Origin of the sequence: Micromonospora psammae, assembly GCF_036902725.1 — a bacterium.
Taxonomy (GTDB): domain Bacteria; phylum Actinomycetota; class Actinomycetes; order Mycobacteriales; family Micromonosporaceae; genus Micromonospora.
Genome location: NZ_JBAKHM010000009.1, coordinates 175,653 through 187,907 on the forward strand (window position 1 = coordinate 175,653; position 12,255 = coordinate 187,907).

General features: G+C 73.8%; 15 protein-coding genes. 5 read left to right on the plus strand and 10 right to left on the minus strand.

Features of this window, described 5'->3' with window-relative positions; translation table 11 throughout:
* Positions 1-18 precede the first annotated feature (18 nt).
* Together V6U79_RS14095 and V6U79_RS14100 are read right to left on the minus strand one after the other, a co-directional pair.
* Positions 19-276 carry a WhiB family transcriptional regulator gene (locus tag V6U79_RS14095; protein WP_088975879.1) on the minus strand — a complete coding sequence of 86 codons (258 nt, stop codon included), beginning with the start codon at positions 274-276 and terminating at the stop codon, positions 19-21.
* Positions 277-710: 434 nt separating this feature from the next.
* On the minus strand, positions 711-1,661 hold the full coding sequence (locus V6U79_RS14100) for a diacylglycerol/lipid kinase family protein (RefSeq protein ID WP_334524368.1): 951 nt from the start codon (positions 1,659-1,661) through the stop codon (positions 711-713).
* 43 nt (positions 1,662-1,704) lie between these two features.
* On the opposite strand from V6U79_RS14100, the gene V6U79_RS14105 reads away from it, so the two are divergent.
* On the plus strand, positions 1,705-2,094 hold the full coding sequence (locus V6U79_RS14105) for a hypothetical protein (RefSeq protein ID WP_334524365.1): 390 nt from the start codon (positions 1,705-1,707) through the stop codon (positions 2,092-2,094).
* A 35-nt stretch (positions 2,095-2,129) separates the two neighbouring features.
* Here the strand turns inward: V6U79_RS14105 and V6U79_RS14110 are convergent, their stop codons facing one another.
* From V6U79_RS14110 to sodN, 3 genes are read right to left on the minus strand one after another with little or no spacing between them, the layout of a single operon-like run.
* Positions 2,130-2,537 (minus strand): ATP-binding protein, encoded by a 408-nt coding sequence (locus V6U79_RS14110; RefSeq protein ID WP_334524362.1) that lies wholly within the window; start codon positions 2,535-2,537, stop codon positions 2,130-2,132.
* Positions 2,534-3,148, minus strand: a complete 615-nt coding sequence (locus tag V6U79_RS14115; protein ID WP_442933773.1) for a GNAT family N-acetyltransferase — start codon at positions 3,146-3,148, stop codon at positions 2,534-2,536. Before V6U79_RS14115 ends, V6U79_RS14110 begins: the two co-directional genes overlap by 4 nt.
* Positions 3,145-3,549 carry a superoxide dismutase, Ni gene (sodN, locus tag V6U79_RS14120; RefSeq protein WP_334524359.1) on the minus strand — a complete coding sequence of 135 codons (405 nt, stop codon included), beginning with the start codon at positions 3,547-3,549 and terminating at the stop codon, positions 3,145-3,147. Before sodN ends, V6U79_RS14115 begins: the two co-directional genes overlap by 4 nt.
* 84 nt (positions 3,550-3,633) lie before the next feature.
* Here sodN and V6U79_RS14125 point away from each other — a divergent pair, with 84 nt between their 5' ends.
* The 3 genes from V6U79_RS14125 to V6U79_RS14135 all read left to right on the plus strand — a co-directional run bounded on the left by V6U79_RS14125 (position 3,634) and on the right by V6U79_RS14135 (position 6,342).
* Complete coding sequence (locus V6U79_RS14125; protein WP_334524356.1) at positions 3,634-3,984, plus strand: S24/S26 family peptidase; 351 nt, start codon at positions 3,634-3,636, stop codon at positions 3,982-3,984.
* A 141-nt stretch (positions 3,985-4,125) separates the two neighbouring features.
* Positions 4,126-5,304, plus strand: coding sequence for an NAD(P)-dependent malic enzyme (locus tag V6U79_RS14130; protein ID WP_334614887.1), 1,179 nt, complete (start codon positions 4,126-4,128; stop codon positions 5,302-5,304).
* A gap of 75 nt (positions 5,305-5,379) precedes the next feature.
* Positions 5,380-6,342, plus strand: coding sequence for a zinc-binding dehydrogenase (locus V6U79_RS14135; RefSeq protein WP_334524350.1), 963 nt, complete (start codon positions 5,380-5,382; stop codon positions 6,340-6,342).
* A 52-nt stretch (positions 6,343-6,394) separates the two neighbouring features.
* Here V6U79_RS14135 and V6U79_RS14140 read toward each other — a convergent pair whose 3' ends face one another.
* Complete coding sequence (locus tag V6U79_RS14140) at positions 6,395-7,363, minus strand: alpha/beta hydrolase family protein (RefSeq protein WP_334614888.1); 969 nt, start codon at positions 7,361-7,363, stop codon at positions 6,395-6,397.
* A gap of 91 nt (positions 7,364-7,454) precedes the next feature.
* A complete protein-coding gene (locus V6U79_RS14145) occupies positions 7,455-8,354 on the minus strand; it encodes an alpha/beta hydrolase family protein (protein ID WP_442933775.1) in 900 nt (299 codons plus the stop codon).
* Between the two features lie 157 nt (positions 8,355-8,511).
* Here V6U79_RS14145 and V6U79_RS14150 point away from each other — a divergent pair, with 157 nt between their 5' ends.
* Entirely contained in the window at positions 8,512-8,682 is a 171-nt protein-coding gene (locus V6U79_RS14150; protein ID WP_334524341.1) for a hypothetical protein, read from the plus strand.
* Between the two features lie 67 nt (positions 8,683-8,749).
* Here V6U79_RS14150 and V6U79_RS14155 read toward each other — a convergent pair whose 3' ends face one another.
* From V6U79_RS14155 to V6U79_RS14165, 3 genes are all read right to left on the minus strand, one after another.
* Positions 8,750-9,868 carry an acetate/propionate family kinase gene (locus tag V6U79_RS14155; RefSeq protein WP_334614890.1) on the minus strand — a complete coding sequence of 373 codons (1,119 nt, stop codon included), beginning with the start codon at positions 9,866-9,868 and terminating at the stop codon, positions 8,750-8,752.
* The gene (gene pta / locus V6U79_RS14160; RefSeq protein ID WP_334614891.1) at positions 9,865-11,931 is read right to left on the minus strand and encodes a phosphate acetyltransferase; all 2,067 of its coding nucleotides are present in this window, start codon (positions 11,929-11,931) and stop codon (positions 9,865-9,867) included. Before pta ends, V6U79_RS14155 begins: the two co-directional genes overlap by 4 nt.
* An 83-nt stretch (positions 11,932-12,014) precedes the next feature.
* Positions 12,015-12,194 (minus strand): DUF6104 family protein, encoded by a 180-nt coding sequence (locus V6U79_RS14165; protein WP_334524333.1) that lies wholly within the window; start codon positions 12,192-12,194, stop codon positions 12,015-12,017.
* Positions 12,195-12,255 lie beyond the last annotated feature (61 nt).

Genomic DNA, 12,255 nt, shown 5'->3' on the forward strand with positions numbered 1-12,255 from the left:
ACGCGACGTGATCGGTGGTTAGGCGGAGTGAGCGCGCAGCACCCGGAGACCGCCGCGGCGCTTGACCGCGCGGCGCTCCTCTTCACTCATCCCGCCCCAGACGCCGGCGTCCTGACCGGACTCCAGCGCCCACTGGAGGCAGTGGTCGGTCACCGGGCAGCGCCGGCAGACGGCCTTGGCCTGCTCCACCTGCAGGAGGGCCGGACCGGACGTCCCGATCGGGAAGAACAGCTCCGGGTCCTCGTCGCGGCAGACGGCATCGTGGCGCCAGTCCATGGCGGCAACACTCCTCATTCTGGATGGGTGGCGGATAACGCTTGTTGCTTTTCTTATATGCATCCGCAGTGCCGGTCGTGACAGTTCGCATCCGACTATTCGGCAGTGCGTGAGCAGGCTCGTTCAGCACCTGGACCTGCTGGAACAGCTCAACCTGACGAGCGTATCCAGGCAATGTCCGGGTAACTCAAGTTCGCTTGTGAATACTTTCACGAACGTGCGCGATGTCAAGGGTGACGCTCGGAAAAACTCCGCTCGGTGAGCAAGCTCACGGCCCTTTTGTCCCGGTTTCAGGCTTCCCTGGTTACCCGGCGTACCACAGTCGAGGATCAATATAGTACACTGCGCGTGACAATGCTGACATTTCCGGCACCTTTCCCTCGGTGTGGCGGCCCGCGTTCGGCGGCCGCTCAACCAAGGGCGTTACCCGAGACCTAGCAGATTACTCTCAGTGCGTCGGGTACGGATGCGAATCTGACTTTTTCCCGCTCACCAAGGTAGTCGCCGTCCAGCTGGAACGCCTGCGCACGAGCGCTGACCAGGGTGAACTCCGCCACGTCGTGCAGCCGGAGCACCTGCCGGCCGCGCGGGTCGGGGTGTCGCGACAGGAACTGGGTCACGGTGCGTGTCGTACTGGCGACCCGGAGCTGACGCAGCGCCAGCACGTCCAGCCCGAGGTCGAAGGACGCCTCCGGGTTCGGGTTGACCTCCCGATCGCCCAGGTACGTCCACGGCGCGGTGTTCTGGATGATGACCGTCGCCAACTCGCCCTCGGCCGTCTCGCCCGGCCGCTCCAGGCTGATCGCCGGATGCCGCCGGTCCGAGCCGAGGAAGTACTGACTCACCGTCGAACGGAAGTAGAGCCCCGGCGTGGAGACCCGGCCGCGCCGACGGGCCTGCTCCACCCGGTGGATCACCGCCGCGTCCACCCCGAAGCCGGCGCAGAAGGTGAAGTAGCGGTCATCGGCCCGGCCCAGCCCGATCGTCCGGGAGCGGCCCAGCCGCAGCCCCTCCAGGATCATGCTGGTTCCGTCCGCCCAGTCGCGGGGCAACCCCAGGGCGCGGGCGAAGACGTTCGTCGAGCCGCCCGGGACGGTGGCCAGCGCGGGCAGCCGCTCGGCCGTGGTGCCGCCGGTGCCCATCGTCGGCGGCTGGGCGGTCATCAGCCCGTTGACCACCTCGTTGACCGTGCCGTCACCACCGAGCGTGACGACCACGTCGACGCCCTCGGTGGCCGCCTCCCGCGCCAGATCCGTGGCGTGACCCCGCCGCCGGGTGTACCGCACCGACAGGTCTACTTCGCTGCGCAGCGCCCGGACCAGCACGTCCCGGCTGCGCTCGCTGGTGGTGGTGGCCTTCGGATTGACCACCAGGACGGCCCGCATGGGCGGCACTGTACCGCGTGGGGACGCGGGTATCGTGGCGCGCGTGACCATCGACTCGGACCCGGTACCCGACACGCTGCGCTGGGCGGTCCGGCTGCTGCGGGGCGAGGCGATCGCCCTGGCGCTGCTCGCCGGCTGGCTGGTCTGGGCGGACCTGACCGCCGACAAGACCGACCTGGTGTCGGCACTCTTCGTGACCGGGTTCGCGGTCGCCGGCGCGCTGGCGCTCTGGGCCCTCGGCGGGGCGCTCGCCCGGCGCCGCTCCGGCGCCCGGGCGCCGGCGATGGTGCTCCAGCTGATGCTGCTGCCGGTCGGCTGGTTCATGATCCAGGGCGGCCTGGGCTGGCTGGGCGTGCCGCTGATGGCGCTCGGGGTCGGGGTCTGCGCGCTGCTGGTCAGCCCGCCGACCACGCGGGCCCTCGGCTTCCGGTAGCGGGGCGTGGGCCGGCCGCCGGGCCGGCCGCCGGTTCACCAGCCGGAGGAACGCCGGGTCAGCAGGGAGATGGTCGCCCGGCCTCCGCCGGCGGTGGCGGACGCCGAGGTGGTCAGCGCGGTGAGCACCTTCCAGGCGAACGAGGACTCCGACGGCAGCGTGGCGCCGCGCACGGTCGGCACGGTCACCTCGACGGTCAGCGCGTCCTCCGTGACCGCGAACCGGCACTCCAGCTCGGCGTCGCGGGTGGCGATGGCGAGCAGCATGGCGCAGGCCTCGTCGACGGCGATCCGCAGGTCCTCGATCTCGTCGAGGGCGAACTGGAGACGGGCCGCGAGCCCCGCCGTGGCGGTACGGAGCACGCCGAGGTAACCGCCGTCGGCGGGCACGGTCAGGTGCACCACGTCGTCGTCGGTGGTCGGCTGGCCGGTCAGTTGAGTCACGCCTCATCCCCCCGGTCGGGGACTCTACCCGTAGCGGCATCCGCCGGGACGGGGACGGTCGCCGCGTGCTCGGCGAGCCCGCGCAGCGCCGGCCCGGTGAGCCGGTACGGCACCCACTCGTCCAGCTGCACCGCGCCGATGGCGGCGTAGAAGCGGGCGGCCGGATTCCAGTCGATCATCCACCACTCCAGCCGCTGGTAGCCGCGCTCCACGCAGATCGCGGCCAGCGCGGCGAGCAGCAGGCGGCCCGCCCCGGTGCCCCGGGCGGCCGGGCGGACGTACAGGTCCTCCAGGTAGATGCCGTGCACGCCGGCCCAGGTGGAGAAGTTGAGGAACCAGAGCGCGAAGCCGACCGGCTCGTCGTCGGCGTCGACCGCGACGTGCCCGAAGAGCGCGGGCGCCGGGCTCCGACCACTCCCGCTCGGCGCGTCCGACGCCGCGCCGTGACCTGGAGCAGTCGGGAACAGCGCCGCGGTGAGCTGTTCCTCGGTCAGGTGGCACTGGTCGGCGGCGCGCTCGTAGTCGGCCAGTTCGTGCACCATCGCGACGACGGCCGGCACGTCCCGAGGACGCGCCGGCCGGATCGTCGGTACCGGGTGGGGCAGGCTCACGCCTTCTTGGTCTCCCAGAAGATCTTCGAGATCTCGTCGATCTTCTGGAGCAGCTCGTCGGCCTTCGTCGGGTCGGTCGCACCCTTGGCGCCGGCCGCGCCGGCCATCTTGGTGGCCTCGTTGAAGAGCTGGTGCAGGTGCGGGTACTTCTCGAAGTGGGCCGGCTTGAAGTAGTCCGTCCACAGCACCCACAGGTGGTGCTTGACCAGGTCGGCCCGCTGCTCCTTGATCAGGATCGCCCGGGTGCGGAACTCGGGGTCGGTGTTCGACTGGTACTTCTCGCAGATCATTTTCACCGACTCGGCCTCGATCCGGGCCTGCGCGGGGTCGTAGACACCACAGGGCAGGTCGCAGTGGGCGCTGGCGGTGAGTCGGGGCGTAAGGATGCGGGGAAGTCGCATCTGAGTCCTCCACAGGAAGTTTGCGATGATCCAAGCCGACAGTACTCCTGGGGACGTCCCCGGCAGGGACGGAGGGGAAACCTGGTGACGGTCCACGGGGCCCATCCGCCGGCCCGGCTGCGCCGGCTGCTCACCGCCGTTCTGGTGACCGGCCCGTCCATGTCGCCCACGCTGCGCCACGGCGACGCCGTCCTGGTCCGGCGGGGCGGCCGGCCGGTCCGCCCGGGCGACGTCGTGGTCGCCGTCTTCCGTACCCGGCCGGAACTGCTCGTCGTCAAGCGCGCGGTCCGCCCGCAGGACGGCGGCTGGTGGGTACGCGGGGACAACGACCTGGTCACCGACGACTCCCGGGCGTACGGGGTGGCCGACGTGCGGGGCCGGGTGGTGCTCCGGTACTGGCCGCGCCCGGGCCGGGTGCCCCGCCGCGCGTTATGACCCTCCTCACATCCGCGCCGAGGTGGCGTGACTATGCTCGGAAAGTGCCCCGGGTGACCCCCCGCACCGCGTCCCGCCGCTGCCGCCTCACCTCGCGCCCGCGCCGGCCGCTCCGTCTGCTCGACAGATCCTGGAGTCACCATGTCTACGCCCACCGTGGATCCCGCTGATCCCGTCTTCCGGTTGCACGCCGGCGGCAAGATGGCCGTCGCCTCGACGGTCCCGCTGACCAGCCGGGAGGACCTCTCCCTCGCGTACACCCCGGGGGTGGCCCGGGTGTGCGAGGCGATCGCCGCCGACCCGACCCTCGCCGACGACTACACCTGGGTGTCACACGCCGTCGCGGTCGTCACCGACGGCTCCGCCGTACTCGGCCTGGGCAACATCGGTCCGCGCGCCGCGCTGCCGGTGATGGAGGGCAAGGCGGTGCTGTTCAAGCAGTTCGCCGGCGTCGACGCGGTACCGATCTGCCTGGACACCCAGGACGTCGACGAGATCGTGGCGGTGGTGAAGGCGCTCGCCCCCTCGTTCGGCGGGATCAACCTGGAGGACATCAGCGCCCCGCGCTGCTTCGAGGTGGAGCGGCGGCTGGACGAGGCGCTGCCCATCCCGGTCTTCCACGACGACCAGCACGGCACCGCCATCGTGGTGCTGGCCGCGCTGCGCAACGCGGCGGCCCTGCTCAACCGGAAGCTCGGGGACCTGCGGGTCACGGTCAGCGGCGCCGGCGCGGCCGGCGTGGCGGTCACCCACATGCTGGTGGCCGGCGGGGTGAATCCCGACCAGGTGGTGGTCTGCGACTCCCAGGGCATCATCGGCCGGCACCGTCCCGACCTGACCGAGACGAAGGCCCACCTCGCCGAGACGACCAACGCCGAGGGCCGTCGGGGCGACATCACCGAGGCGCTGCGCGGCGCGGACGTGCTGATCGGCGTCTCCGGCGGGCGGATCCCCGAGGAGGCGGTGGCCGGGATGGCCCCCGGCGGCATCGTCTTCGCGCTGGCCAACCCCAACCCCGAGGTGCACCCCGAGGTGGCCGCCCGGCACGTCGCGGTGGTCGCCACCGGACGCAGCGACTACCCCAACCAGATCAACAACGTGCTGGCCTTCCCCGGCGTGTTCCGGGGCGCGCTGGACGCCCGGGCCACCCGGATCACCGACGGGATGAAGGTGGCCGCCGCCGACGCGATCGCCGGCGTGGTGGCCGAGTCGCTCACCGCCGACGCGATCGTGCCGTCCCCGCTGGACCCGCGCGTCGCCCCGGCCGTGGCCGTGGCGGTCGCCGAGGCCGCCCGCCGCGACGGCGTCGCCCGCGCCTGAGGGGCTTGAGAAGGGCCCTTCCCGACGCCTCCGGCGGGGGAAGGGCCCTTCTTAACCCCCGTCGCGCTTGTTACGGTGCCGACCATGCGTGCCGCCTATGCCTCGAGCTTCGACACCGACAATCCGCTCGCCGCGCTCACCGTGGGTGACCGTCCCGAGCCGGCCCACCCGGACGACGACTGGGTGACCGTGCAGGTGCGGGCCAGCTCGCTCAACCACCACGATCTCTGGTCGCTGCGCGGGGTGGGGCTCGACGGGGGTCGGCTGCCGATGATCCTCGGCTGCGACGCGGTCGGTACCGACCCGGACGGCAACGAGGTGGTCATCTACCCGGTCGTGCCCACCCCGGGCGACCCGCGCGGCGTCTCCATCCTCTCCGAGCACTTCCAGGGCACCCTCGCCGAGCGGGTGGCCGTACCCCGGATGAACCTGCTGCCGCTGCCGGAGGGCCTGTCGGCGACCGACGCGGCGTGCCTGCCGACGGCCTGGCTCACCGCCTGGCGGATGCTGACCACCAAGGGCCGGATCGCCGACGGCGAGTCGGTGCTGGTCCAGGGCGCGGGCGGCGGCGTCGCCACGGCGGCCGTCGCGCTCGGCGTGGCGCTGGGCAAGCGGGTGTACGCGACCAGCCGGGACGCCGGCAAGCGGGAACGGATCACCGCCCTGGGGGCGACCGCGCTGGAGCCGGGCGCCCGCCTGCCGGAGCGGGTCGACGTGGTGATCGAGACGGTCGGCGCGGCCACCTTCGACCACTCGCTGAAGTCCGCCGCGCCGATGGCCCGGATCGTGGTCTCCGGCGCCACCGCCGGGCACGAGCCGAAGGTCAACCTGCGTCGGGTCTTCGCCATGCAGCTGGAGATCCTGGGCACCTCGATGGGCACCCCGGACGAGCTGACCGACCTGCTGGCGTTCTGCGCCGAGCGCGAGGTGCGCCCGGTGGTGGACGGCATCGTGCCGTTCAGCAAGGTGGAGGAGGCGTTCGCCCGGCTGCACTCCGGCGAGGTCTTCGGCAAGGTCGTCGTCGACCACACCGCCTGAGGGCCGACCGCGGGGAAGGGGCCCCTGCTCCCATCCGGGGCAGGGGCCTTCCTCACAGGTGGTTGTCGAGGTTGGCGATGTCGTCGCGGGCGGCGTCGGTGGCGAGCCGCTTCTTCGCGGCGGCGTCGCCGTACAGGGTCCAGCGGAGGAACTCGACCGTGGCGTCCGCGACCACCCGCAGCGCCGCGCCGTCGCTGAGCAGGGCCCGGCCGTGGTCGCCCTTCGGCAGGCTGAGCATCGCCTTCGGCCAGGGGACCGCGTCGTAGACGGCCCGACCGGCCGCGTAGTCCACCACCTCGTCGGCCTCGCCGTGCACGAACAACTGCGGGGCGGCCGCCCCGGCGAAGGCGGTCCCGACCCCGAGCGCCGTCCCGGCGAAGACCACCCCGGCGTCCAGCCGCTCGTCCCGGCCGGTGGTGAAGAGCCCGATGGTGGTCACCCCGCCCGCGGAGTGGCCGGCGGCGGCCACCCGGTCGGTGGCCAGCCGGCCGCGCAACGCGTCGCCGGCGGCGCCGTCGAGCGCGAGCACCTTGTCCAGCGCGTACGACACGTCGGCGGGCTGGTTCAGCACGTCGAGGACGTTGCCGTCGGCGCCCCGGCTGGTGTGCGGGAACGTCGGCGCGGCGACCACGAACCCGGCCGCCGCCCACCGGGTCAGCAGCGTCGCGTAGTCGTCCGGCCGGCCGCCCAGCCCGTGGCTGAACATCACCACCGGGAACCGGCCGGCAGCCGCCGCGACCCCCCGCTGCGCCGGGCCGCCGGTATCGCCCCGGGCCGGGTACCAGAGGGTCACCGGCAGGGTGCGGTCGCCGTCCCGGGTCAGCTTGAGCTGACGTACGCCGACCCCGAAGGTCTCGGCCGGGGCGGTGCCGGCGGGGACCCGGGGGGCCGGGGTGGTCGCCCTGGGCGGCTCGGGCGGTGCGGCCGGCCGGGCGGCCGGTGCGGTCGGCGCGGAGCAGCCGGCGAGGCCGCCGCCGAGCAGCGTGGCGGCGAGCAGGGCCGGGACGAGGCGACGGGACATGAATTCGATTGTGCCTCGCCGCACCGGGTCGCCGTCCGTGGTCGGACGGAGTGCGCGGGCGCGGCACCCCTCGGTCGACGGCACGGTCGGGTCAGCGGCGCAGCCGGTCGTCGAGGGCGGTGAGGCCGGGCAGCGTCGCGTCGGCGGTGAGGCGACCGGCGGCGGCGGGGTCGTCGTAGAGGGTCCAGCGGAGGAAGTCGGTGGTGGTGGCGAGGACCTGGTCGAAGCCGGGCCGCCCCGGGGTGAGGTACTCGCCGTGGCCCTGCCCGAGCACGCTCAGGAAGGCGGCCGGGCCGGGCACCCGGTCGTAGCCGGCGCGGCCCACGGCGAGCGGCACGATCGGGTCGGCGGTGCCGTGCACGAAGAGCACGGGCGCGGCCGGGGCGGCGAAGGCGCCGGCCAGGCCACCGCCGGCGACGACGATGCCGGAGCGGAGCCGGGGGGAGTGCCCGGAGGTGAACATCCCGGCGGTGGTGAAGCCGCCAGCCGAGTGCCCGGCGGCGGCGAACCGGGTCACGTCCAGGTGCCCGGCGAGCGGGTCGTCCGCCCGGCTGTCGAGCCGGACCAGGTGCCGGATCAGCCGCCAGCCGTCCGCTGGCTGGTGGCGTACGTCGGCCCGGGTGAACCGCGTCGCCCGGAGACTGGTGTGCGGGTAGGCCGGCGCGGCCACCACGAAACCGGCGGCGGCCCACCGGCTGGTCAGCCCGGCGTGCAGCTCGGGGAGGCTGCGCAGGCCGTGGCTGTAGACCACCACCGGGAAGCGTCCCGGGGCCACCCGGCCGTCCGCCGTCGGATACCAGAGGGTCACCGGCAGCGGCCGGGGACCGGCCGGGTCGATGGTGAGGGTGCGTACCGCGACGGGGTGGACCCGGTCCGGGGCGTGCCGGGCCGGCGGCGCCGCCTCGGTCGCGGCGCTGGCCGCCCCGCAGCCGGCGGTCACCGCGGCGAGCAGCGCCGTCAGCACCGCGACCAACCGCCGCCGCACCCCCATCCCGCCACCGTACGGGGCCGGGGTGGGTTCCGGCCCCACCGTCCGGGCCGGGTGCCGCCGTCCACCCGGCAGGTCCGGCTCCACCGCTCGGATCGGAGCGGTCACCCTCGGTTGGCCGGGACGGCGCCGGGTGCGCGGCTTCGCTAGGGTCTCCGGCATGTCTGACGAGTACGTGGATCCCAGCGGCAACACCGAGCAGTTCCGGGCGTTCGCCCAGTCTCCGGGCGCCGCGCCGGTCGAGACGCCGTCCCGGCTGCCGGTGATCGTCGCCGCGGGCGTCGCCGCGGCTGTGCTGCTGGTCCTGGCCGCCTGGCTGGCGCTGCGCTGACCGGTTCGGGCCGCCCGGCGGCGGGAGCGCCGGACCGCGCGGCGCCGGGGTCGACGTCGGGCGGGCCTCAGCCGGTCGCGCCGACCACCGCCCGGGTCTCCCGGGCGATCTCGCGCTCCTCGTCGGTGCCGACCACGCAGACGCTCACCTCCGCGCCGTCCGGGGAGATCACCCGGTCGCCGCTGCCCGCGTTGCGGGCCGGGTCCACGCTGATGCCGAGCCGGTCCAGCCCGGCCAGCGCGGCGGCCCGGACGTCGGCCGAGTGCTCACCCACCCCGGCGGTGAAGGTGACCGCGTCCACCCGCCCGAGCAGTGCGTAGTACGCGCCGACGTAGCCGGTGATCCGGCGGCGGTAGACGTCGAAGGCGAGCGTCGCGGCCCGGTCCCCGGCGGCGCGCCGGGCCAGCACCTCGCGCATGTCGTTGACCCCGCTCAGGCCGAGCAGGCCGCTGCGGTGGTTGAGCAGGTCGTCGATCTCGTCCACGCCCATCCCGGCCTCGCGGCGCAGGTGGAAGACGATCGCCGGGTCCAGGTCCCCGCTGCGGGTCCCCATCACCAGGCCCTCCAGCGGGGACATGCCCATCGAGGTGGCCACGCTGCGCCCGCCGTCGACCGCGCAGGCGCTCGCCCCGTTGCCCAGGTGCAGGGTGATCGTGCGCACCTGGTCGTACGGCCGCCCCAGCAGCTCGGCGGTGCGCCGGGAGACGTACGCGTGCGAGGTGCCGTGGAAGCCGTACCGGCGGATGCCGTACCGCTCGGCGGTGTCCCGGTCGATGGCGTAGGTCGCCGCGGCTTCCGGCAGGGTGTGGTGGAACGCGGTGTCGAAGACCGCGACCTGCGGGACGCCCGGCAGCGCCGCGCGGGCGACCCGGATGCCGGCCAGGTTGGCCGGGTTGTGCAGCGGGGCGAGCGGGACCAGCTCCTCGATCGCGGCGAAGACCGCGTCGTCGACCAGCACCGGCTCGCTGAACCGCCGGCCGCCGTGCACCACCCGGTGTCCGACGCCGGCCAGCCCGGCCAGGTCGACCCGGTCCAGGATCTCCCGGACCGCCGTCTCGTGGTCGGCCGGGCCGCCGCCCGGCTCACCGACCCGCTCGACGGTGCCCTTGTCGTGGACGGTGTCGCCGTCGTACAGGCGGTACTTCACCGACGACGAGCCGCAGTTGAGGACCAGCACCCGACTCATGACGCCTCCGCGGCGGCCTGGATGGCGGTGATCGCCACGGTGTTGACGATGTCGGCCACGGTGGCGCCGCGGGACAGGTCGTTGACCGGCCGGCGCAGACCCTGCATGACCGGGCCGACCGCGACCGCGCCCGCCGAGCGCTGCACCGCCTTGTAGGTGTTGTTGCCGGTGTTGAGGTCCGGGAAGATGAAGACCGTCGCCCGCCCCGCCACCGCGCTCTGCGGCAGCTTCGTCGCCGCGACCTTCGGGTCGATCGCCGCGTCGTACTGGATCGGCCCCTCGACCAGCAGCTCCGGACGGCGCTCGCGGACCAGCCTGGTCGCCGCCGCGACCTTCTCCACGTCCGCGCCGGCCCCCGAGTCGCCGGTGGAGTACGACAGCATCGCCACCCGTGGCTCCATGCCGAACCGGGCCGCCGTGTCGGCCGACGAGATGGCGATGTCGGCGAGCTGGGCGGCGTCCGGGTCCCGGTTGACCGCGCAGTCGCCGTAGACGAGCACGCGGTCGGCGAGCAGCATGAAGAAGACGCTGGAGGCCACCGAGAGGCCCGGCACGGTACGGATGATCTCGAAGGCGGGCCGGATGGTGGCGGCGGTGGTGTGGGTGGCCCCGGAGACCATCCCGTCGGCGTGCCCGGTGGCCACCATCATGGTGCCGAAGTAGTTCGGCTGCGCGACGACGTCGTGGGCCATCTCGACGGTGACGCCCCGGTGGGCGCGCAGCCGCGCGTACTCGACGGCGAACTCGTCGCGCCATTCGCTGGTGGCCGGGTCGACCACGTCCGCGCCGGTCACGTCGATGCCCAGCTCCCGGGTGCGCCGGGCCACGTCGTCGGGGCGGCCCAGCAGGGTCAGCTCCGCCACGTTCCGGTGGAGCAGGATCTCCGCGGCGCGCAGGATCCGCTCCTCGGACCCCTCGGGCAGCACCAGCCGCCGGCGGGTCGCCCGGGCCCGGTCGAGCAGGTCGTACTCGAACATCAGCGGGGTGACCCGCTCGGAGCGGCTGACCCGCAGCCGGCGGGCCAGGTCCACGGTGTCCACGCTGCCCTCGAAGGCGCCGAGCGCGGCCTCGACCTTGCGCGGGTTGGCCGGGCTCGGCCGGCCCTCGATCCGGCTGGACGCCGCCACGGTGTCGTAGCTGTCACTGGGTACCGAGAGCACCGCCAGGCCGGTGTTGAGCCCTTCGACCAGCCGCATCGCCCTCGGGTCGGGCTGTTCCCCGAGGGTCAGCACCAGGCCGGCCACCGAGACCTGACCGGCCACGTGCGCGGCGCTGGCGGCGACCAGCAGGTCCGCCCGGTCGCCCGGGGTGATCACCAGCGCGCCCTCGGTCAGGTGGTCGAGCAGGGTGGGCACGTGCGCCGCGCCGACGACGTAGTCGAGGACGTCCCGACCGAGCGCGGCGTCGTCCCCGGCCAGCAGGGTGGCGCCGAGGGCCGCCGCCACCTCCGCCACGGTCGGCGCCGACACGATCGGCAGCTCCGGGATGGCGTACGCGGGGACGGGCAGCTCGGGCATGGTCATCGGCCCGGGGACCCGGTTGGCGATCACCGCCAGCACCGTCGCGCCCAGGTCCTCCAGATCGTGGTACGCCCCGCGCGCCGCCGCCGCGATCGCCTCCGGCTCCTGCCCGAAGCCGTCGATGACGGGCACCACCACGCTACCGAAGTCGGTGGCCAACCGGGCGTTGAAGGCCAGCTCCCGGGGGCCGGTCCCGTCGCCGGTGTCGGCGAAGTCGCTGCCCACCACGACCACGGCCGGGCAGCGCCGCTCGATGTCCCGGTACCGCTCGACGATCCGGGAGATCAACTCCTCCCGCCGCCCGTCGGCGACCATGGAGCTCGCCTCGGCGTACGTGGCGCCGGTCAGCTCCTCCTGCGGCAGGTCGACCCGGTAGCGGTCGTGCAGCAGGGCGAGGATCGGGTCGGGGCGACCGCCGGCGACCAGCGGTCGGAACACGCCGATCCGCTCGACCTGGCGGGAGAGGAGTTCCGCGAGGCCGAGGGCGATGGTCGACTTCCCCCCGCCGGACCCCACGCTGGTCAGGTAGACGCTGCGGGCCACGACCCCACCCTAGAAGATCGCGCCCCGCCCCGCCCGGGACCTCCGCCCCACCCACCCGGTCCCTTCGACCCCGGGGGTGGCGGTCACTCGTCGTCTTCGTCGTCCAGGCGGGCCAGCCAGGTGGCGAAGCGTTCGACGGGGGTCTCGAACTCCGGGTTGAGGTCCACGAAGTCGCGCAGGCGCTCGGCGAGCCACTCGATGCTGACCTGCTCGTCGCCCCGGCGCTCGACCAGTTCCTCGATCCCACGGTCGGTGAAGTACATCTGTGCGTCCTTGTGGTCGGCCGCCGACGGGACCGGGGCAGTGCCGTCACGCGGACGGCAC